The 21,069-nt window shown below is 49.3% G+C and carries 17 protein-coding genes; 11 read left to right on the forward strand and 6 right to left on the reverse strand.

Annotation, left to right across the window (positions count from 1 at the left end; all coding sequences use genetic code 11):
• Positions 1-190 precede the first annotated feature (190 nt).
• Positions 191-655 carry a 4Fe-4S binding protein gene (locus KKE17_12445; protein MBU1710808.1) on the forward strand — a complete coding sequence of 155 codons (465 nt, stop codon included), beginning with the start codon at positions 191-193 and terminating at the stop codon, positions 653-655.
• Between the two features lie 175 nt (positions 656-830).
• Here the strand turns inward: KKE17_12445 and KKE17_12450 are convergent, their stop codons facing one another.
• The 6 genes from KKE17_12450 to fdhF form a co-directional block, all read right to left on the reverse strand.
• Positions 831-2,204: a hypothetical protein gene (locus KKE17_12450; protein MBU1710809.1), complete on the reverse strand. Its 1,374-nt coding sequence runs from the start codon at positions 2,202-2,204 to the stop codon at positions 831-833.
• Positions 2,205-2,257: 53 nt separating this feature from the next.
• Complete coding sequence (locus tag KKE17_12455; GenBank protein ID MBU1710810.1) at positions 2,258-2,656, reverse strand: hypothetical protein; 399 nt, start codon at positions 2,654-2,656, stop codon at positions 2,258-2,260.
• Positions 2,657-2,832: 176 nt separating this feature from the next.
• On the reverse strand, positions 2,833-4,809 hold the full coding sequence (locus KKE17_12460) for a DUF4445 domain-containing protein (GenBank protein ID MBU1710811.1): 1,977 nt from the start codon (positions 4,807-4,809) through the stop codon (positions 2,833-2,835).
• Complete coding sequence (locus KKE17_12465; GenBank protein ID MBU1710812.1) at positions 4,806-5,654, reverse strand: FAD/NAD(P)-binding protein; 849 nt, start codon at positions 5,652-5,654, stop codon at positions 4,806-4,808. Before KKE17_12465 ends, KKE17_12460 begins: the two co-directional genes overlap by 4 nt.
• A gap of 44 nt (positions 5,655-5,698) precedes the next feature.
• Positions 5,699-6,733, reverse strand: a complete 1,035-nt coding sequence (locus KKE17_12470; protein MBU1710813.1) for a 4Fe-4S dicluster domain-containing protein — start codon at positions 6,731-6,733, stop codon at positions 5,699-5,701.
• Positions 6,734-6,759: 26 nt separating this feature from the next.
• Positions 6,760-8,790, reverse strand: coding sequence for a formate dehydrogenase subunit alpha (gene fdhF, locus KKE17_12475; GenBank protein ID MBU1710814.1), 2,031 nt, complete (start codon positions 8,788-8,790; stop codon positions 6,760-6,762).
• Between the two features lie 191 nt (positions 8,791-8,981).
• Between fdhF and KKE17_12480 the strand changes: the two genes are divergently transcribed.
• The 10 genes from KKE17_12480 to hisA all read left to right on the forward strand — a co-directional run bounded on the left by KKE17_12480 (position 8,982) and on the right by hisA (position 20,235).
• On the forward strand, positions 8,982-9,278 hold the full coding sequence (locus tag KKE17_12480) for a cytochrome c (GenBank protein ID MBU1710815.1): 297 nt from the start codon (positions 8,982-8,984) through the stop codon (positions 9,276-9,278).
• A gap of 226 nt (positions 9,279-9,504) precedes the next feature.
• Entirely contained in the window at positions 9,505-10,629 is a 1,125-nt protein-coding gene (locus KKE17_12485) for a hydrogenase small subunit (GenBank protein MBU1710816.1), read from the forward strand.
• Positions 10,630-10,751: 122 nt separating this feature from the next.
• Positions 10,752-11,726: a hydrogenase 2 operon protein HybA gene (hybA, locus tag KKE17_12490; protein MBU1710817.1), complete on the forward strand. Its 975-nt coding sequence runs from the start codon at positions 10,752-10,754 to the stop codon at positions 11,724-11,726.
• 36 nt (positions 11,727-11,762) lie between these two features.
• Entirely contained in the window at positions 11,763-12,899 is a 1,137-nt protein-coding gene (hybB, locus tag KKE17_12495; protein MBU1710818.1) for a Ni/Fe-hydrogenase cytochrome b subunit, read from the forward strand.
• 31 nt (positions 12,900-12,930) lie between these two features.
• The gene (locus KKE17_12500) at positions 12,931-14,631 is read left to right on the forward strand and encodes a nickel-dependent hydrogenase large subunit (protein MBU1710819.1); all 1,701 of its coding nucleotides are present in this window, start codon (positions 12,931-12,933) and stop codon (positions 14,629-14,631) included.
• A gap of 16 nt (positions 14,632-14,647) precedes the next feature.
• Entirely contained in the window at positions 14,648-15,271 is a 624-nt protein-coding gene (locus KKE17_12505; GenBank protein ID MBU1710820.1) for a HyaD/HybD family hydrogenase maturation endopeptidase, read from the forward strand.
• 254 nt (positions 15,272-15,525) lie between these two features.
• Complete coding sequence (locus KKE17_12510) at positions 15,526-16,077, forward strand: hypothetical protein (protein ID MBU1710821.1); 552 nt, start codon at positions 15,526-15,528, stop codon at positions 16,075-16,077.
• Between the two features lie 274 nt (positions 16,078-16,351).
• Positions 16,352-18,430: an elongation factor G gene (gene fusA, locus KKE17_12515; GenBank protein ID MBU1710822.1), complete on the forward strand. Its 2,079-nt coding sequence runs from the start codon at positions 16,352-16,354 to the stop codon at positions 18,428-18,430.
• Positions 18,431-18,453: 23 nt separating this feature from the next.
• Positions 18,454-19,167 carry a hypothetical protein gene (locus tag KKE17_12520; GenBank protein MBU1710823.1) on the forward strand — a complete coding sequence of 238 codons (714 nt, stop codon included), beginning with the start codon at positions 18,454-18,456 and terminating at the stop codon, positions 19,165-19,167.
• Positions 19,168-19,464: 297 nt separating this feature from the next.
• On the forward strand, positions 19,465-20,235 hold the full coding sequence (gene hisA / locus KKE17_12525; GenBank protein ID MBU1710824.1) for a phosphoribosylformimino-5-aminoimidazole carboxamide ribotide isomerase: 771 nt from the start codon (positions 19,465-19,467) through the stop codon (positions 20,233-20,235).
• Positions 20,236-21,069 lie beyond the last annotated feature (834 nt).

The following is a 21,069-nucleotide window of genomic DNA, read 5'->3' on the forward strand; positions in this document are numbered from 1 at the left end:
ATGAAATCGCCCAGCGGTTTAAAGATAATTTCGGATATGATTATTAGACCCTTTTCGCAGTAGATCGATAAATAACGTTGGGGTTGTGAGCAGCTTCAATGATTTCAGGAATGGATTTGAGTTGTAAAGGGTCTTATACCCGATGGGTATAAATTGTTAATGCCCCGCATTATGGGATGTAGGAGGGATCATGGATACCCGTATTTATGTGCTTCGTTTCACCAAGGAAAATGCCGACAGGCCGATAATCTGTCAGCTGGTCAAGAAATACGATATTGAGTTCAATATTCTCAAGGCCGCGGTGCTTGTGCAGCAGGAAGGGTTGATGGTCCTTGAACTCTCGGGTTCCAAAGCAAATGTCAACAAAGGCCTTGCGTATTTGAAAAAACAGGGCGTGGATGTCCAGAGGATTGCCGCAAGTATTCGTCGTGATGATGCAAAATGTTTTCAGTGCGGCGCATGCACGGGCATCTGCCCCACCGGCGCTTTGCATTTAGTACGCCCTGAAATGGCGGTGAATTTTGATGTAGATAAATGCAGCGGCTGCGGATTATGTGTGCCGGTCTGTCCGGTGCGGGCCATGGAAGTCGGCCTTAACGGCACCCTTGCAAAAGCGGAACTCCAGGACCTGCATCATCCGCCACCTGCGGAATAGTTTTGATTAGTCTATAGTTAAGGCTTTGGCCACTGTATTCAGACAGTCAGCTTGAACATTGAGGAATGTTGTTCTCAAGGCACAAAGGCAGAAGGCAGAAGGCAGAAAGTGAAAAAAACTGAAAAACTTGTTGATTACTCTGTGCCTTCTGCCTTTGTGCCAGACGCTTTCGACTTCAGTCGATAGCCGTTGACTTTTTAATCCGCGAGGTTTTGCAGTAATCTTCTTTCCAGAAATTGTTCGACGCCCCGAAATCACCGTGCTTTATCGGTGGATTGGGATTCTCTTTGCCAAAGATGTTTTTCACGGTCGGATCATAGTCCATTGTACAGAAATGCAGCCTTCCTAATATTTCATCGTCAAAATAGTTGAAACCGTTCATGATATTTTCCCATTTGCCCAGGGTGCGCTCTTTTTCTGAAACCGGGTTGGCGTAGAAATTGTCAATCTGCACCAGAAGGGAGCCGGTGCCGCCGAAGCCGCCGAAATGGGCCTCATAGTTTTCCGCCTTGGGATGCAGGGTATAGTTGTAAAATTCAGTGTCCGGATGTTTTTTGAGATATGGGGCCACGGATCTTTCAAAATCTTTTATGGTGCAGGCGGCCGCCATGAAAATAATCCTGTCATATTGTATTTCCGGCCATTTGGATAGTATCTCGCTGGCAACGATGGTTCCCATGCTGTGGCCAACCAGGATCACTTCAACTCCTGAAAGGTTTTTTGTTTTCAGTTTTTCAAAAAAGATCGCAAGTGAGCCCTGCTTCATTCTTTCGTACTCGTCAAGACTTTTATACTCATCCAGATCGTCAGCGGTGAACATGGTGGCAAACATCGTGTCGGTGCGGCGTTTCATCACGTCCCAGGAACCGGTGCCCACCGCATCAAAGAGCGGCGCGGTAATCAAGGACCCGGCAAACTCGAAAAAACCGATCACCCCCTGAAATATTTCAAGGGAATTCCCCCGGTAATCCTCGCCGGGTGTGTAATTGACCCGCGGGTCATTTTCAAGTAACGTACCTATTTTTTTGGCATTTTCATAATGCGCTGCATCGTAGCCGCATGCCTTGAGAAAGGAAACAAGCTGATACCACCAGATCATCGGTGTTCTGACAATTCCCTTGCCGATATCTATGCCAAAAACAATCGGCGACGTCACCGGTCCCCAGAAATCCCAGTGTTCGCCCTGCCGGTGATTCCAAAGATGCTCGATGTATGTTGTGGTGAGGTCGGAGCGCCAGTGAATGAAAACCGGGTGGTACTCATCCCCGAACTTTGTTTTCAGCTCTTCAGCTCGTACTTCACTGCATTCAGTAGTGTTCAGGCCGCCGTGGATAAAGATAATAACTTTTTTCTTGTTTCCGAAATTGAGCAGGTTTTTTTCTAGATGCTCTTCATAGTCTTTCCGGGTGAAAATGGCGTCGGAGTCCGGGATGCCGGGCCTGCCTTTCTTGTCAATTTCGATGATATTTTCAACCGGGGTGTTGGTGGCGGTGCAGCAGGCGGAGAGAAGGAAAAGCACAATAAATGATAGCAGGGCAGAGTGTTTCATTGAGAGTCTCCTTTGCGCCGGTATTAAAACCGAAAAATATTTGTAATTTAATCCTATCTATGCGTCTTGGCTGTCGATCGCCAGATCAGCAGGATAATAAGAGAATCCGCGCAGCCATGCACTATAAACGCACCGGTAGGACCTGTGCCGGTGGAGTCAATAAATCGTGATAAAAAGGAAAAAGTTTCAAGGGTCTTTTGGGTAATTGTTCTTTCCATATCGGCAAGCAACAGCTTAAGAAGGGTATATTCGTTAAAGAGCGCCAGATTATTTATAGTTGCAAAAATTGCAAAAAGCAGGATGAGGATGATTCTTTTTTCCCTTGACCAGTCAACACTTGTCGAAAAAATCCAGCCAAGCAGGATGCCTGAAAAAACCACGTAAAAATTCCACAGAAAATTAATCTGTTCATTGATTTTAAATGCCGCTTGCAGCATATCTGATTCGTTCATCCGGATGGCCTTTGCAAAGAATGGCTACAGAGAGAGGTAGTAATTTGACCTGTATCACAGAATATCATGGGAGTCAAGAGTGGGTCAGGATGGCGTGTTGTTTATTTAGATGAGTATTTTTTATCTGTGAGAGATGAAAACAAAGAAGAGGTCGTCGAGGGATCAGTGATGAGAAATTAACTCTTAATCGCTTCCAGGCGTTTGCCGGTCTCAGGGAATAAAGAGATATCGGTATGGGGCAGGAAGAGTGAGGCGATGAACTGGTTGTTGAAACCGTTGACTTCCGAAAGTTCGAAGCTGGTCATTCTGCGGACGACCTCAACCACATCCTGGCGGATATGGTTGGACAATTCGCTCATCCAGGCGCCCATCAGTGAACCGTTGCCGACATAGAGAATTTTATCAGGATCCACCTCCGGCAGCAAGCCTACGCTCATCGCCGCGTCAAGGTCGATGTAGCTGCCGAATGCCCCGGCAAGAATGATCTGTTCAAGGTCGGTGATCTGCAGCCCTACTTCTTCCACAAGGGTTTTAATTCCGGCATAAATCGCCGCCTTGGCGCGGATGAAATTCTCAATATCCACTTCATTGATAACAATATCCTGCTCCGCACTTGCCTCTTCGTGGAACGAAAGGACATATTCAAAGCCGCTTCGTCCTTCGCGGATGCGTGGGTTGTTGAGGGTGCGATTGAACTTGCCACTTCTATCGATAACGCCGTTTTCAAGTAATGTTGCGATGAGAATCAGCAGGCCGGAACCGCAGATGCCCACCGGCGGTTTATTGCCGATGGTGATATTCATCGGTTCCAGGGTCAGGGGATTCAGGCTGAAATCCTCGATGGCACCTTCTGCGGCCCGCATGCCATGGGTGATGCCTCCCCCCTCAAAAGCAGGTCCTGCGGAACAGGCGGCACAGACCAGCCATTCCTTGTTGCCGATGACAATCTCGGCATTGGTGCCGATGTCAATGTAGAGGGTGAGTTTTTCGGTGCGATACATTCCTGAGCCCATCACCCCGGCAACGATATCTCCGCCAACATAGCTTGATATTGCCGGGTAGCAGAGGGCCACTGCATGGTGCGGCAGTTTGATGCCGATGTCGGTGGCGCGGATCGGCGGCAGGAAAGTGGTAACCGGCACATAGGGCGAACGCCTGATATTATTGGGTTCCAGGTGCAGCAGCAGATGGGTCATGGTCGTGTTGCCCGCCAGGGTGATGGAGCTTATCTCGTCACGTTTGATCCTGCCCTTGTCCGGGGCCGGTGGATTTGCATGAGACAGGAGTTGTTGAATGATCTTATTAATGGTGGCGACAACCAGTTCCTGCATTTTGTCCAGACCTTCGGGCTTTTCCGCATGGATAATCCGTGAGATTACATCTTCGCCGTAGCTCAGCTGACCATTATATTCCCCGCCCCGGGCCAGGACGACCCCGGTGTTCAAATCAACAAGGATGCCGTATACCGAGGTGGTGCCGATATCAAAGGCAAGACCGAAATTCCGGTGGGTCCAGTTGCCCGGCTGGATATTTACCAGATGGCTTTTGGCGCGCTTATTAACCGGTCTTGCGAGAGTTACGGTTACCAGGAAATCATTTTCACGCAGGGCCCTGGGGACTTTCTGCAAGGTTGCATGGCTGATGATAAATCCTCGCTCATCATACTGATTATTCAAGCCCTGGAGTATCCTGCCGGTGTCGGCCATGTGTTCATTTGCTGTGGGCCTGGGGAGTTCCAGGCAGAATTTTTCAACCGGCGGCATGAAGACGCCCTCCTGGCGAAGGGACTCGATGTCGTAGACGTGCATTCGGGCCCGGTGATGGGTCGGCACTTCGGTTGCAAGGCCCCCTTGGCCAAGGTCGGATCGTTGAGGAATTTCAATGGAGACATCGCCGGTAATGGTGGCGATGCAGGCCTGTCTGAAACCGGCGGCCAGATCTTCCGGGGAGAGTTTTTCATTTTTGCCGCCGCCAACATCGCCCTGCTTGATGATGACCTTGCATTTGCCGCAGACGCCGCCGCCGCCGCAGGATGAATTGATATGGATACCCGCAAGCCTTGCGGCCTTGAGCAGATATTCCCCTTGTTTAATTGTTACTGATTTGCCGCTGGGCAGGAAGGTGACGGTATGAAGGGGTTTGGCGTCAATCATGCGCCCAGTTCCGCTATATCAAGGCCGCGCAGGTCGGCAACCGAGAAAACCGGCCCGTCATCGCAGACCAGCTTGTTGTCCATGTGGCAATGGCGGCAGATGCCGACACCGCATTTCATGTGGCGTTCAAGGGTGGTGATGATTGTCTCATCGCTGAAACCCATAGCAGTCAATTTGTTGATGACAAAACGGATCATCAGTGAAGGGCCGCAGACAATGGCGGTGGTGTTTGAGTTGTCGGATTGCAGATTGTCTAGCAATGTGGTGACCAATCCTACTGGTCCGTCCCAGCCATCTTCAGCCACGTCCACGGTCAGCGAGCAGGAAACGCCTTGTTTTTTCCAGGAGTCGATGTCGGCCGCAAAAGCGATATCAGAAGGTGCGCGACTTCCGTAAAGCACGGTGATCTCGCCGTATTCAGCCCTTTTATCCAGGCAGTAATTGATCACCGAGCGCAAAGGGGCAAGGCCGATGCCGCCAGCAACAAAAAGGAGATTGCTGCCTTTGAGGTCTTCCATGGGAAAGGGCTTGCCGTAGGGGCCGCGCAATCCGATTGCAGCCCCTTTTGCGAGCTCGTGCATGGCGCCGGTGAGTTTTCCGGCTTTTCGAATCGAAAGATAAACGGCGCCGGGGCGGGTCGGGGTTGAAGAAAAAGATATGGGCGCCTCGCCGTGGTGGGGAACGGAGACCATCAGGAATTGACCAGGATTGTAGCTGAATGACTTGTTGAATTTCTGGTCGTTGAACTCAAGGATAAAGGTTTTGATCTGTGAATTTTCAATACAGATATCCTTGATAGTGGCAATTTTCGGCAGATAAATATTTTCTTCTGTTTTATGGATCATTGGTTTTTCCGGATTTATCCTAAATGTTCAAGTGGGTTGCAGCCTTATTCGCAGAGTCGGTTGATAAAACGGATGATATCAACACCACCGAAGCACATGTTTACACACCTGCCGCAGCCGACACAACTGGGTCTTCCGTGTTTTTTGGGGTCATAGAGCATTTTATGGAGAAAACGTTTGCGGATTGCCTGGGTCCTGGGATCAACGGGATTATGGCCGCCGGCCATTCTGGTGAAACCGCTGAATGTGCAGGCATCCCATGACCTGATTCTTGCGCCGCTGTCTTTGGTTAATTTCTTGTCCTTGATCGTAAAGCAGACGCATGTCGGGCAGATATAGGCGCAACCGGCACAATCCTGACAGCGCAGGGAAAGATCGGCCCAGAGCGTATTGGGAACATCTCCGGCGGCTAGACGTTTGAGGGCCTGATCCACATGGACGAATTGCTGGAAATTGCCGCGCGCTTCAAGAAATGCCTGATACTGGGCTTTTTTATCCGTGTCACCAGCAGGAGAGAAAAAATGGCTCAAGGTATCAATGATTTCCTGTCCCTGAGCGCGGCCCACTTCAACAAAATACCGGTCGCCAAGATCTGTGAGCTGCAGGTCAAAACCGTATTCAAGAAAGGGGCCGTTCTTGGTTGCATTGCAGAAACAGTTCTCAAAGGGGTTGTTGCATCCCAGGCTCACCAGGATGGCGTTTTTTCTTTTCTGGAGATAATACGGATCCCGGCCTGCCTGGCTGAATGCCACATCCATGTAGAGGATTGCGGAAAGATCGCAGGAGCGCAGGCCGAAATAGACGGTGGGCACTGAGTTGCCGTCGGGTTTGAAATGGTAATCCTCATGAGAGGAAGTTGAATAGGTAAACAGCACTTCTTCCTGTGGAAACAGGAAAGGCTTGACCGAAGACTGGGCCTGATTTTCAAGATCAATGGCGGTTGCGTCAATGGAGACAATTTCAGTGAAAAGGGTGTCGCCGTGTCTGTTTTTTACCGGGGCGACAAGCCGATACGCTTTTTTTAGACGGCGCAGAAATCCGGTGAGGTGGTCTTTTTTCAGAATAAATGTATCATTCATGGTTGAGTTATACCTGATTGAGCTTTTTACGCATGTTCGATTTTTGCCGCACAGATTTTATATTCCGGGCATTTGGACAAAGGGTCCCGTGAGGCAATGGTCAAAAGATTGATCGGCGCCTCGGCAAAGTGAAACGAGGTGTAAATAGAATTTTTGAAAACCCTGTCGGTAATCAATGCCTTTATCTCGACACTGCCGCGTCTGGTTGAAACCCGTAACCTGTCGCCGTTGCGGATTTTCAATCCTTCCGCATCAGCAGGATTAATCTCAAGCTCAGCCTCCGGGCATTCGCGGTTTAATAAAGGGCTTTTTCGAGTCATTGAGCCGGTGTGGTAATGGTGGTAAATCCTGCCGGTGATAAGGGTAAACGGATAATCCTCGTCCGGTTCCTCGCAGGGAGGCCGATGCCCTGCAGGAACGAATTGCCCCAGGCCCCGGGTGAAGAAATATTTATGGAGAAAGGGCGTGCCTTGATGATTTCGGTCCCAGCAGGGCCATTGCAGACCCCAGGAGGATTCAAGGCGATCATGGTGCATGCCGCCGTAAATCGGGGTCAGCAGGGCGATTTCTTCCATAACTTCGGCAGGGGACTCGTATTCCATGGGATAACCCATTCGGGCCGAAAGTTCGGTGATGATATCCGCATCGGTTTTGCAGGAGCCCAGGGGCTGGATTGCCTGCCGCACCATCTGCACCCGGCGTTCGGTGTTTGTGAAGGAGCCGGTTTTTTCAGCAAAAGATGCGGAGGGGAATACCACATGGGCCATGGCTGCGGTCTCGGTCAGGAATATATCCGAAACCACCAGGAACTCGAGATTTGTTAAGGTCTCTTCCACGGCGGAAATCACCGGGTCACTCAACATGGGATTTTCGCCGACAATGAACATGGCCTGCATTGCCCCGTCTTTTCCGGCATGGGTCATGTCCATCAGAGTCAGGCCCGGTTTTTCCGACAGTTTCACCATCCAGGCCTTTTCGAATTTTTCCCGGTAGTCGGGATTGGTGACCGACTGATAACTGGTGAAAACATTGGGAAGGGCCCCCATGTCACAGGCACCCTGGACATTATTCTGACCCCTGAGCGGGTCAACCCCGGTGTCTTCCTTTTCTATGTGGCCGGCCATCATCGCCAGGTTTGCAATACTCTGGACATTTTCGGTACCGCAGACATGCTGGGTAATCCCCAAACAATAGCAGATAACCGCCTTCTGGGCCCGGGCATAGATCTGGGCCGCGGCGCTTATTTTTTCAAGAGGCACGCCGGTGATTTCGACGATCTCATCCATGTCCAGACGGTACAGCATGTCGCGCAGGGCAAAGAAGTTTTCCGTGCGCATCTCAATGAAAAGATCGTCCAGCAGGTTTTCATCGAGAATAATCCGCATCATTGCATTCAATAAAGGGATGTCGGTTCCGGGATTGAGATTGAGATGGATATGGGCCATTTCGGCGATAAGGGTTTTGCGCGGATCAATGACAATGAGTTTTGCGCCTTTATCCCTGGCATCCGACATACGGCGGGCGATCTGGGGATGGGCCTCGGTGGTATTGGAACCGATTACCAGGATGACCTGGGCGTTTTCGATTTCATTGATCGAATTGGTCATGGCGCCGCTGCCGAAGGTGGTGGCAAGACCTGCCACCGTGGGAGCGTGTCAGAGGCGGGCGCAATGGTCTATGTTATTTGTCTTGAGTACCGCTCGGGTAAATTTCTGGAGAAGATAATTTTCTTCGTTGGTGCATTTTGCCGAGGAAAGCACCCCGATGCCTTGTGCGTTAGTCCGGTCCCTGATTTCGGTGAGTTTTTTTGCTGTGTAATCAAAGGCTTCATCCCAGGTAACCGGAACGAGTGTGCCGTTTTTCCGCATCAAAGGCTCGGTGAGCCGTTCAGGGTCATGGATGAATTCGTGAATGTGCCAGCCTTTGACACAGAGATTGTTTCGGGAAACAGGGTGGTTCCTGCTGGCTTGCGACCCGGTTATTCTGCCGTTTTCCTCGTGGAGATAAAGGCCGCAACCGCAGCCGCAATAGACGCAGGTTGTAAGGACGTCTTGCATGGGAAGGCTCCTCTTCAATTGGAGTTTTTACAGATTTTTTCTATGGTATCCCAAGATTTATGAGATTAAAACCTAATTCCAGAATCCGGGCTAATTATTTTCCAGGCCGGAGTAATGAGGAAAAGGCTCCGGCTTGACTTTTTGTGAGATTTGATAGTGCAATAAAACATGACTTGTGGAGGCGGATGAAAATGAAGAGTTTCTTGATGGTTTTTTGGGTCGTCTTTGGAGGGATGTTATTTGCCGGGTGCTCTGCGGACGGGGAAGCACTTTTTCAAAGCAAAGGGTGCAGTAACTGCCATTCCTTTCAAGGTCAGGGTGGCAGAATGGGTCCTGATCTTACTGCGGTCAGTCGGAGAATGAATAGTAATGAAATTCGCGAGTATCTGAAAAATCCCCGGAATAAATATCCGCAAACACGAATGCCTTCTTTTGAAAAACTTTCAGGCGCTGAGTTGCGTGGGTTGGCTGATTATCTCAGCAATTAAAGCATGCATCTGTGCTATGTGATTGTTTTAGGGAGAATATTGGCCTGCCGCACAAGAAAATTTTTTCTTGTGTTTTAATTTTGCCTTTGCACATACTGGATTAGGAATGAAATCCTCTCCCATAAAAAATGTAATAATTGAAATCGCCAAGGAATAAACATCATTTAGTTATACAGTATTGAAAATCAGAGAATATTCTCATTCTTACAATAGAAGGAGGGCTGTTATGAGAAATGGAAAGTCGTGCTTTGGTCTGGAATCCAGCAATGTGACACGGAGGGACTTTCTGAAATTCTGCACAGCGGCTGCGGTTTACATGGGACTTCCGGCAAGTTTCGGACCCCGGATCGCCGAGGCTGCAGTTGCGGCAGGCAAACGGCCCCCGGTTATCTGGCTTTCCGCTCAGGAGTGCACCGGCTGTGTCGAGTCCCTCCTCCGGGCAACCCATCCCACCCTCGAACATCTCATCCTTGATCTCATCTCACTGGACTACTCGGAGACCTTAAATGTCGGCGCCGGCCATCAGGCCGAGGAATTCCGCGCAAAATCCATTGCAGAAAACAGGGGTAAATTCATCCTGGTGGTTGACGGCTCAATTCCCACCAAAGATGGCGGGGTCTATTGCAAGATCGCCGGCCGCACCGCCCTTGAAATTCTCACAGATACGGCGCCGAAGGCGGCAGCGGTAATCGCCCTGGGTTCCTGTTCATCATGGGGAGGGATACCCTCTGCAGACCCGAATCCCACCGGTGCAAAGCCTGTGCAAGAAATCCTCAAAGACAGCGGGATTGCAGTGGTAAACATTCCGGGGTGCCCTCCCAATCCTTATAATTTTCTCTCAACGGTTCTCTATTATGTAACCTTTGGCAAGCTTCCGGCTCTGGATGACAAGATGCGCCCGAAATTCGCATACGGCCGATTGATTCATGAAAATTGCGAACGGCGACCGCATTTTGACGCCGGACGGTTCGCCCAGCAGTTTGGCGATGAGGGGCACAGGCAGGGTTATTGTTTGTATAAGCTCGGTTGTAAAGGGCCGGAGACTTATAATAACTGCTCAACGCTAAATTTCGGAGATGTGGGGTCCGGCACCTGGCCGGTGGGCACCGGACATCCGTGTTTCGGGTGTTCGGAGAAGGGAGTTGGATTTAGCGTCCCGCTCCATTCACCAGCTGAGGTGATACAGCTGACCCCGGCTGCGGCACAAGCGTCGATTTTTGATGACAAGGGCAGCGCCCTTTCACCTGGGGCTGCAGCGTTGCTTGCCGGTGTCGCCGGTGTTGCGGCAGGAGCTGCTGCGGTTACATTCAAGAAACTGGGCAGCATCGAAACCGATGAGGAACAATCTTGATGGGGTAGTGAAAAGTCGGACACTGAATTATCGCCTCCGATAGTTTCAATAAAACAGGGGCGGAACACGCGTCCGCAAAGTGCTCTCTACGATGCGGACAACCATAAGAAAGGGTTTGGGCCATGAAAGTCAAGCGAAGGGATTTTCTGAAAGGGGTGGCAGCAGGCGGGACGCTTGCGGCACTGGGTAAGCCGGATCTGGTCGGTGCGCATGAAAGGGGTGATAGAAGGGATTATCCCAGCCTTCTGGGGATGCTGTATGACGCGACCCTCTGTGTCGGCTGCCAGGTATGTATGGTTGCCTGCAAAAAAGCGAACAATATGCCCTACGAGCATTCAGGCCTGGATCGGATGTGGGACAACCCAAGAGATCTGTCGTCATCGACACTGAATATTATTAAAAAGTATAGCATTGGCGGCGGTGACCAGAAAGACAATATCGAGGGCCATTCGTTTATTAAAAGGCACTGTATGCACTGCATAGATGCATCCTGCGTTTCGGCCTGTCCGGTATCGGCGATGTCCAAGGATAAGATGACCGGAATGGTAACCTATAATAAGGATGCCTGCATAGGATGCAGATATTGTCAGATTGCCTGTCCTTTCAATATTCCGAAATTCGAGTGGGAAACCCCTGTCCCTAAAATAGTCAAATGCCAGCTCTGTTCGCACTTGATAAAGCAGGGGGGCATATCGGCATGCTGTGAGGCCTGCCCCACCGGAGCATCTCTTTTCGGGCCGGTGGAATCTTTAGTTGCAGAGGCCAGGAGGAGAATGGCAATGATTCCGGGCACATATTATGATTTTCCGGTTGCTGATATAGGCGGAAGGATTGCACCGAAATTCTTGAAGCACCGGGCAGCAAATTATGTGAATTCTATTTACGGTGAGCATGAAGTGGGCGGCACCCAGGTGATGTATCTGTCCGGGGTTCCTTTTGAAAAGCTGGGGCTTCCTGGTTTGCCGGATGAATCCTTTGCAAAAATATCCGACGGTATTCAATATGCCATTTACAAGGGCATGGTCTATCCAATCGTTGTACTGGGTGGGCTTATTTACATGATCGGCAGGAAAGAGGAAGGCGACAAAAAAAAATAGGTCTGCTGTTGCTGACACGAGATAAGGAGTGAACCGATGAGTGAAGCAAAACCGATGGGCGGAAAAATTTTCACCATACCGTTTCTATGCCTTGCGGCGGTTGTTGTGCTGGGAGTTTATTTTGTTGCGGAGCGGTTTATTTATGGGCTTGGGGCGGTGACCAACCTCAGCGACGGCTATCCATGGGGAATATGGATTGCCTACGATGTTGTTGTCGGAACGGCTTTTGCCTGCGGTGGCTATTCCATGGCGTTGCTGGTTTATATCTTTAATAAGGGGGAATATCACCCCCTGGTGAGACCGGCGATCATGACCAGTATCTTCGGCTACACCTTTGCAGGGGTTTCAGTAATCATCGACCTGGGGCGATACTGGCAGGCGTATAATATATTTCTTCCGCAATTCAGTAATTTCCGCTCGGTCCTTCTGGAGGTAGCACTTTGTATCGGTACCTATGTCATGGTGTTGTGGATCGAGTTCGCCCCTGTTTTTCTTGAAAAAATCAAAGCTCAGAAACTTGCCGCTAAGCTGAATCGGCTGATTTTCATATTTATCGCTCTTGGCATTCTCCTGCCCACCATGCACCAGTCATCCCTCGGGACGATGATGCTTGCAGCCGGGAACAAATTGTCGCCTCTGTGGTGGGGCAGTTTTCTGCCGCTGCTTTTCCTGCTCTCGGCACTGACCATGGGCTATGCCGTGGTTATTTTTGAGTCATCGGTTGCAGCGCTGGGTTTTAACCGGCCCTATGAGATCCGTCTGCTCAGCAAACTTTCCGGCGTAATCCCCTGGGTGCTGGGCTTTTATCTGCTGGTCAGACTGCAGGACATCAATGCCAGGAATCTTTTGCCCATGGCTTTTTCCGGGGGGCTTGCCGCCAACATGTTTCTGCTGGAAAATTTCTTCCTGATCGGCGCCTTGCTTATTCTTATTTATCCGGCTAATCGCAGGAGTCCGCAGATGCTCTTCCTTGCATCAATGGCGATTATGGTGGGCGGTGGCATGTACAGGATAAACGCCTACCTGGTGGGCTTTGATCCCGGGGGCGGCTTCCATTATTTCCCTACGGTCCAGGAGCTCGTTGTTACCTTGGCGATAATTTCTCTTGAGATCATGGGCTATATATGGTTTGTCAAGCGGCTGCCGGTACTTCATGATGCGAAACATGCCTGAAGGATAAGGTTTATTATAAGGAGACATGAACATGGCAAAGAGAATTGTTGTTGATCCGGTAACCAGAATTGAGGGGCATTTACGGATTGACTGTGAAGTGGATGGCGGCAAGGTGACCAATGCCTGGTCCTCAGGTCAGATGTGGCGGGGCATTGAGCTTATTCTCAGGGGCCGTGATCCCCGCGAGGCATGGCTTTTTACCCAGAGAATCTGCGGTGTCTGTACGACGGTGCATGCCGTTGCTTCGGTCCGGGCCGTGGAAAATGCCCTTGACATGGAGGTGCCGCTCAACGCCCAGTATATCAGAAACCTGATTATCGGCGCCCATAGCGTCCATGACCATATTGTGCATTTTTATCAACTCTGTGCTCTGGACTGGGTGGATATTGTTTCAGCCCTGAAAGCCGATGCCCGGAAAACCGCAACTCTCGGCCAGAGCCTGTCCAGCTGGAAGGGGAACAGTTATCATGAGATCATGGCGGTGCAGGATAAATTGAAGGCATTTATCGGCTCCGGGCAACTGGGCGTTTTCGGCAGCGGTTACTGGGGGCATCCGGCTATGAAGCTTGAGCCGGAGGTTAATCTGCTTGCGGCGACGCATTATTTTCAGGCCCTTGATTATCAGCGTAGAATTAACAAGGTGGTGACGATCCTTGGCAGCAAGACTCCGCATATTCAGAATCTGGCGGTGGGCGGGGTGGCAAACCCCATTAATCCGGACAGCACTTCAGCCCTCAACATGGAAAAACTCTACCATGTTAAAACCCTGATCGACGAAGTTGGTGATTTTGTTGAAAACGTTCTGCTGGTGGATGTTGCCGCAGTGGGGGCATTCTACGCCGATTGGACAAAATACGGCGCCGGGGTGACCAATTATCTGTCTGTTCCGGATATGCCTCTTGATACCAAAGGCAAAATATTTGAACTGCCCGGTGGTTATATTCCTGATGGCGATGTCGGGAAATTCGCCCCCATAACAAGCTATCAGGACAGTTTCTTTAAGGATAATGTCAAGGAAAGCATCAAGCATGCCTGGTATAAAGGTGATTGGAATCGTCATCCCTTTGAAGAGGAAACAGAGCCGAATTATACGGATTTTGAGGATAACGGAAAATATTCATGGGTCAAGGCACCAACATTTAAAGGGGCGCCCGCCCAGGTCGGGCCGCTGGCAAATGTTTTATCAATGTATGCTGCCGGGCATGAAACCACCAGAAAATATGTTGGTCTGACCCTGGAAAGGGTGAGTAAGCTTGCCGGGGCAAAAGTCGGGATTGCCGCGCTGCATTCGACAATCGGCAGGATCGCTGCCCGGGCAGTGCGCTGTGGGGTACTGTACAACACGCTGAACAATCAATGGCAGGCGTTGATCGATAACATCGGCCGGGGTGACATGACCACCTTCAACCCCCCGGTGTTTCCCAAGGGAGAGCAACGCGGCTTCGGATTTCATGAAGCGCCGCGCGGCACCCTGTCTCATTGGATTGTCATTGAAAACGGTATTATAAAAAATTATCAATGCGTGGTTCCTTCCACCTGGAATGCCGGACCGAGAAACGCCGATGATGCCCTTGGTCCTTACGAGGCTTCTTTGCTGGGGAATCCGGTTGCCGATCCTGAAAAACCCTTGGAAATCCTGCGGACGGTACACTCCTTTGATCCGTGCCTTGCCTGTGCTATTCATCTGGTTGATGGCAATTCTCGCGAAATTGTCCGGGTCAAAGTGCTATAGGTTATAGGGGAAAGGCATGAATGTAGGTGTGCTGGGAATAGGCAATGTTCTTCTCAGAGACGAGGGGGCAGGGGTGCGAGCCATTGAAGAGCTTGAGTCGCGGTACATCTTTCCCGATGACGTGGAGTTGCTTGATGGGGGCACTGCAGGAATCGAACTTCTGCAATATATTCAAGAAAAAGATTTGCTGATAATCATCGATGCCATGCGAAACGGCCAGGCTCCGGGCACCGTCTACCGTTTGGAAGATGAAGAGGTCCCTGCAGCTTTCATGACCAGCATCTCTCCGCATCAATTGGGTATTTCCGACTTGCTCGCCAAGGCAACGCTTATTGACGCACTGCCCGAAAGATTGCTTCTTTACGGTATTGAGCCCAAGGATTTAACCACAGGAATCGGGCTTTCCGCCGAGGTTGAACTGGGCCTGGGTCAGGTCATCCTTGAAGTTGTCGCCCTGCTTGAAAAAAATGGCTTGAAACCCATGGTGCTGGAACGAAGTGCCTCATCTCCAAGGGGTTTCTGGTTCCGGAATGCTTCAGCTGTCGATGAAGAAAATAATCCATCCAGCGCAAACAGCTCATCGTTTTGTCTATCTATGACAGCAGGTCAAACATTAAAAGAAAAGGAATCAATGGCGTAGGATAAAGGGTTCGTGCCGAGAATCAGGAAAATCCCGGCAAAAAATATGCCCGGCGGGATATGTTTCTCCATTAGGGGAATCGATTGAAAGCGTTGTTTTTTTGTTGGTTTTATGGGCGAAGTGATAAAAAATTATTGCTTTTTTTGGATAATCGTATATGGTGCCCGCTTCCTGTTATATGCTTGCAGGATGGATCCAAGGCGCCAGGAATTTCAGGCGCCGAAGTTTTTTTAAGCAGCTCAATGAGGAGTGAAATGGACAAAGGAAAATGTGTTTTATACAGCGGCGGCAACACACAGGCTGAAGTGGCTTTCGGCAATGCAGCTGAAAAATGGGGGATCACGGAAGTAAATTATACCTTTCCGGGACAGGAGATTGAGAGAAAAATCAATGTTACCGAGCTCAGCAATGAAGAGCTTAAGCGCGGTGATATCAGTATGGAACTCGCCTCCAAAATGATGGGGCGGAAGTATTATAACGCAGAGAAAATCAGGAAGGTCCTTCAGACGATTTTTCACATGGTTAATAAGGGACATCAGGTTTTTGCCATTGGGATTATCCAGGAAGATAAAACAGTCAAAGGCGGCACTGGCTGGGCTGTTGAGCTCGCCAAACTTTTTAATCGGCCTTTGAGTGTATTCGATCAGGGCACCAATAAATGGTATTCCTGGCTGAACGCCCAATGGCAAGAGGATTCACCAACGATCAAGCACGATACCTTTGTAGGATCCGGAACCAGGAATCTCAGCGAAGAAGGTAATGCTGCCATTATTAAGTTGTTTGCTGATTCGTTCGGCGAAGCCTGAACCGGCTTTTTCTGAAGGTTTTAGGGTCGTGAATTCTTGACATTATAGGTGTTGTGGGCTATATGGTCTTGTTCCTGGTTTGATTTTATGCGGCCTCAGTGAGGTCGTTTCTTTCCGGTTCTTTCGGAAAGATTCCAGGAACGATGACTTTAATGAAAATTTCCGATGCCGTTGGCCTCTGAATATGCCTGACGGCATTTTTTCTTAGTGCAGAGTAAGACAAAATATTTTGGTTTAAATAAACCTTTTTTAAGCAATGGTAGAGGTAGCAGTGATGAAGACAGATTTGGATAAGGTGCGCAATATTGGAATAAGCGCGCATATCGACTCGGGTAAAACCACCCTTACGGAGCGTATTCTTTACTACACGCAAAGAATTCATGCGATTCATGAAGTACGCGGCAAGGATGGTGTCGGTGCGAAAATGGACTCCATGGAACTTGAAAGAGAAAGGGGCATCACCATTCAGTCCGCGGCCACTTACTGTTCGTGGAAGGATAACCATATCAATATTATTGATACTCCCGGCCATGTTGACTTCACCATTGAAGTTGAACGGGCCCTTCGCGTATTGGACGGTGCGGTGCTTATTCTCTGCTCAGTGGGTGGAGTTCAGTCACAGAGTATTACGGTTAATCGCCAGATGACCCGGTACAAAGTGCCCCGTATAGCGTTTATTAATAAATGTGACCGGACCGGCGCAAACCCCGATCGTGTTATCCAGCAGATTCGTGATAAGTTGAATCTTAATGCTATAGCCCTGCAGTTGCCCATCGGTCTTGAAGGGAATCTCAAGGGTCTTGTTGACCTGGTAATCATGAAAGCCCTTTATTTTGAAGGGGAGAACGGCGATATCATTCGTGAAGACGAGATTCCTCAAAATTTACTGGCTGAAGCCGAAGCAAAACGGGAAGAATTGATCGATGCGGCCTCGATGTTTTCCGATGAACTGATGGAAGCGGCTCTTGAAGGCACACCCACCGTGGCAATGATCAAGGCCGCGGTTCGTAAAGGAACCCTGGCCCTGGAGCTGGCGCCGGTTTTTGTGGGTTCGGCATATAAGAATAAAGGGGTTCAACCCCTGCTTGATGCGGTTATCGATTATCTGCCAAACCCCAAGGACATTGAAAACATAGCCCTTGATCTTGATAAAAATGAAGAGGAAATAGTGGTCAAGTCCGATCCGGATGAGCCGCTTATAGCCCTTGCCTTTAAACTTGAAGACGGTCGCTACGGCCAGTTGACCTATGTTCGTGTTTATCAGGGGACGATGAACAAGGGCGATACAATTGTCAATTCACGGACCGGTAAAAAAGTAAAAATCGGCCGACTTGTCCGGATGCACTCCAACGAGATGGAAGAGATTGAGAGTTCCACCGCCGGAGATATCGTCGCCCTTTTCGGGGTTGACTGCGCATCTGGAGACACCTTTACCTCAAGTAATATATCATGCTCCATGAGCTCCATGCATGTGCCTGCACCGGTTATTTCTCTGGCGATAATTCCAACGGACAATAAAGCCCAGATTAACATGTCAAAGGCGCTTAACCGTTTCACCAAGGAAGATCCTACCTTCAAGACCTTTGTGGACCATGAGACCAATGAAACGATTATTTCCGGGATGGGTGAATTACACCTTGAGGTCTATATCGAGCGGATGAAGCGTGAGTACGGAGCCGATGTTATAATCGGACCTCCCCAGGTCGCCTATCGCGAGACTATTACTCAGCGGGCGGAATTCAATTATACCCATAAGAAACAGACCGGCGGTTCAGGACAGTTCGGTCGGGTTGCCGGATATATGGAACCCATTGAAGAAAAGGATTACGAGTTTGTTGATAAAGTCGTCGGCGGGGTTATCCCCCGGGAGTATATCTCTTCCTGCGACAAGGGGTTTCAGAAGGGCATTGTGAAAGGTGCCCTTGCCGAATTTCCGGTTAACGGCGTGCGGGTTGTTCTCAACGACGGGGCGTTTCATGCGGTTGACTCTTCTGATGTGGCTTTCCAGTTGGCGGCATTCGGTGGTTTCCGAGAAGGCTACAGTAAGGCAAAGCCGGTTTTGTTGGAACCGATCATGAAGGTAGCCGTGGAAGGTCCTACCGAGTTTCAGGGGCCGGTCATGGGCAGCCTGAATCAGCGCCGGGGTGTTATCGCCGGGACATTCGAGGAAGGCGATTACACTGTGGTTGAGGCGGAAGTACCGCTTTCAGAAATGTTTGGCTACTCCACCGTTCTCCGCTCTCTTACCCAGGGTAAGGCGGAGTTTACCATGGAATTTGCAGCGTACAGGCATGTTCCAAAGAGTGTCGCTGAAGAGATTATTCTGGATATCCAGAAAAAGAAAAAAAAGTAGGATTTTGATACTGGAGTGAAGCCATGAACAGAAAAGAAATGAACAAAAATAATCCGTTGCGGGCTCTGAGTCCTGATGCAAACGGCGGCGGCATAAGCCAGCGGATGGGGCTTGTAATGGCACGTGCGGGAATAGGGAAAACAGCAATTCTTGTGCAGATTGCTTTGGACAGCCTTCTGCGGGGCAAGAAGGTCCTGCATGTCAACATCGGTCAGAGCTTTGAGAAAACCAAGATCTGGTATGAAGATATTTTTAAAGATATGGTGGAAACATATAAGCTTGAAAATTCCGCTGAAATAATGGATGAGATCCTCCCCAACCGGATAATAATGACCTTTAAGGAATCTTCGTTCAGCAAGCCGAAACTTGAAGAACGGCTGAATGATCTTATTTATCAGAATATTTTCCGACCCGATTGCCTGATGATTGACGGCCTGGATTTTTCCAACACCGATCGACAGAGTATGGTTGAAATGCGTGAACTCATGGAGGCAATGGATTTGCATATCTGGTTTTCAGCGCTTCTCCATCGTGAGGATGAGCGGACCAGTAAAAATGGTGTGCCCGCGCCCTGTCATGAGATCGATGACCTGTTTGATACTGTTGTGCTGCTGCGGCCTGAAGTGGAGAAGAAGAGCGTTGCCCTTGATGTCATAAAAGATACAACAGGTTCCACGGATGAATCAGGTCGGATCCTTGATCTTGATCCATCAACATTAATGCTTACCAGGGTTTGATTATACAGTTTTAATTTTTATAATCACTCCTACGGCGTGATTGCATAAGCCTCTTGTTTCTTTATGAAATAGAGGCTTTTTTATTTTGGGCTATCTGGTAATATTCCTCGATTAAATTGTTTGATTACCATCCTCTTTCAGCCGGGAATGGTCCAGAGAGCATAATGGCATGATGGCCTGTCCCGCCGACCCGCGAAGAGAGACGGCCGGCCAGGGCAACCGGCGTCAAATGTCATCTTATGCGCTTGAATCTGAAACTCGATGCTAATCAGCTTAATTTATCAATAAGGAATACTCATGCGATTCAGACCCTGTATCGACCTCCATGGAGGGCAGGTGAAACAGATTGTCGGTTCAACCCTTTCCGATGATCAGTCATCCAGCCTCAAAACCAATTTTGCTTCGGATAAGAGTCCTTTGTTTTATGCGGAAATGTATAAAAGAGACGGCCTTGTCGGCGGTCATGTGATTAAGCTCGGTTCCGGAAATGACCAGGCGGCGCTTGAAGCATTGCAGGCCTATCCTGGCGGTCTGCAGGTAGGTGGCGGCATTAACGCCAAAAATGCCGCCTACTGGCTTGATCAGGGCGCTTCGCATGTGATAATTACCTCCTATGTCTTTGAAAAAGGCCGGGTGCGTGAAGACCGTTTACTGGAAGTCCTGCAGGCAGTGGGCAAGGGCAGGCTTGTCCTTGATCTCAGTTGCCGGAAGAAGGGCGGAAAATATTATGTTGTCACGGATCGCTGGCAGAATTTCACCGATATGGAAGTGAACGGTGAAACGTTAAAGTATTTTGCGAAATTCTGTGACGAGTTTCTGGTTCATGCCGTTGATGTTGAAGGGAAATGCTCGGGCATTGAACAAGAGCTTGCGGTTAACCTGGGGAAATGGACAACTCTGCCCACCACCTATGCCGGCGGAATCCAGAGCATGAACGACATGTATCTTATCAAGGAATTGGGTGCGGGAAAACTTGACGCGACCATCGGCAGCGCCCTGGATATTTTTGGCGGGAACGGCGTAACCTACACGGATGCAGTAGCGTTTGACAAAGCCGAAAGGTCGTAAAAGTTTCTACAAAATGCTGCTTCGTCCCCCTTTTCACTTTATCCCATCCCCCCCCCAAAAAAAACCTGACCATCATTTTAATTTTTTTGTTGACAAACACTTGCATTTGTTTTTTTGTGGTTTCCTGACTTTCTTTTGGCTTGTGTGTTTTCCCATGCCTTACAAATAATAAGACTCATTGAAATCATTGCATGTTGTTCGTTTCGTGGGGGAAACTATGAACAGGTTTTTGGATGCTTATTCAGAGATTATCACCGGGACAAGCGCACAGGTTAGCCGATGTTTGAATTAGGAAACACTCATGATCCCTGGAGAAAACAAATAAAGACGTTCAGCAATTTAGTTTACTTGTGCCAATCATTTCTTTCTGGTGACAAGGCTGTCAAAACACCAGAAAAGGTTTCAATAATAAAAAATCGGAGATGGCAATGAAGTTAAGAAACACCGTTCAACTTTTCGTAATCATTTTAGTGGGCACTCTTTTTGCCGCGAAAGATGGATCCGCAATCTGTATTCCCGGAACGATTGGAGCTCAAGGCGCTACAGGCGCTGCTTCAAGTTGTGACCCCAACGCTCTTACGGGACCAGGAGGATATGATGATGAACATTATGTGCCAGAGAAGACAATTCTTCCGTATAGAATTGATTTTGAAAATGATGCTTCGGCTACGGCCCCGGCCCAACAAGTAGACATCACCAATCAATTAGCAGGGGCTTTGGACTGGTCAAGTTTTCGTATTACCGAGGTAGGATTTGGCGATACATTTATTCCCGTGCCGCCAGGCAGCCAGAATTTCGAAACGACCATCCCGATGACCTATAATGGCGTGGACT

The sequence above is a fragment of the Pseudomonadota bacterium genome (assembly GCA_018823135.1).
Taxonomy (GTDB): Bacteria; Desulfobacterota; Desulfobulbia; order Desulfobulbales; family CALZHT01; genus JAHJJF01.

Coding starts and splice junctions, on each gene's coding strand:
- KKE17_12480 (MBU1710815.1), top strand. CDS start 8,982: ATGAAGAGTTTCTTGATGGTTTTTTGGGTCGTCTTTGGAGGGATGTTA.
- KKE17_12505 (MBU1710820.1), top strand. CDS start 14,648: ATGAATGTAGGTGTGCTGGGAATAGGCAATGTTCTTCTCAGAGACGAG.
- KKE17_12450 (MBU1710809.1), bottom strand. CDS start 2,204: ATGAAACACTCTGCCCTGCTATCATTTATTGTGCTTTTCCTTCTCTCC.
- fusA (MBU1710822.1), top strand. CDS start 16,352: ATGAAGACAGATTTGGATAAGGTGCGCAATATTGGAATAAGCGCGCAT.
- KKE17_12485 (MBU1710816.1), top strand. CDS start 9,505: ATGAGAAATGGAAAGTCGTGCTTTGGTCTGGAATCCAGCAATGTGACA.
- hisA (MBU1710824.1), top strand. CDS start 19,465: ATGCGATTCAGACCCTGTATCGACCTCCATGGAGGGCAGGTGAAACAG.
- KKE17_12470 (MBU1710813.1), bottom strand. CDS start 6,733: ATGAATGATACATTTATTCTGAAAAAAGACCACCTCACCGGATTTCTG.
- KKE17_12455 (MBU1710810.1), bottom strand. CDS start 2,656: ATGAACGAATCAGATATGCTGCAAGCGGCATTTAAAATCAATGAACAG.
- KKE17_12445 (MBU1710808.1), top strand. CDS start 191: ATGGATACCCGTATTTATGTGCTTCGTTTCACCAAGGAAAATGCCGAC.
- KKE17_12520 (MBU1710823.1), top strand. CDS start 18,454: ATGAACAGAAAAGAAATGAACAAAAATAATCCGTTGCGGGCTCTGAGT.
- KKE17_12465 (MBU1710812.1), bottom strand. CDS start 5,654: ATGATCCATAAAACAGAAGAAAATATTTATCTGCCGAAAATTGCCACT.
- hybB (MBU1710818.1), top strand. CDS start 11,763: ATGAGTGAAGCAAAACCGATGGGCGGAAAAATTTTCACCATACCGTTT.
- KKE17_12460 (MBU1710811.1), bottom strand. CDS start 4,809: ATGATTGACGCCAAACCCCTTCATACCGTCACCTTCCTGCCCAGCGGC.
- hybA (MBU1710817.1), top strand. CDS start 10,752: ATGAAAGTCAAGCGAAGGGATTTTCTGAAAGGGGTGGCAGCAGGCGGG.
- KKE17_12500 (MBU1710819.1), top strand. CDS start 12,931: ATGGCAAAGAGAATTGTTGTTGATCCGGTAACCAGAATTGAGGGGCAT.
- KKE17_12510 (MBU1710821.1), top strand. CDS start 15,526: ATGGACAAAGGAAAATGTGTTTTATACAGCGGCGGCAACACACAGGCT.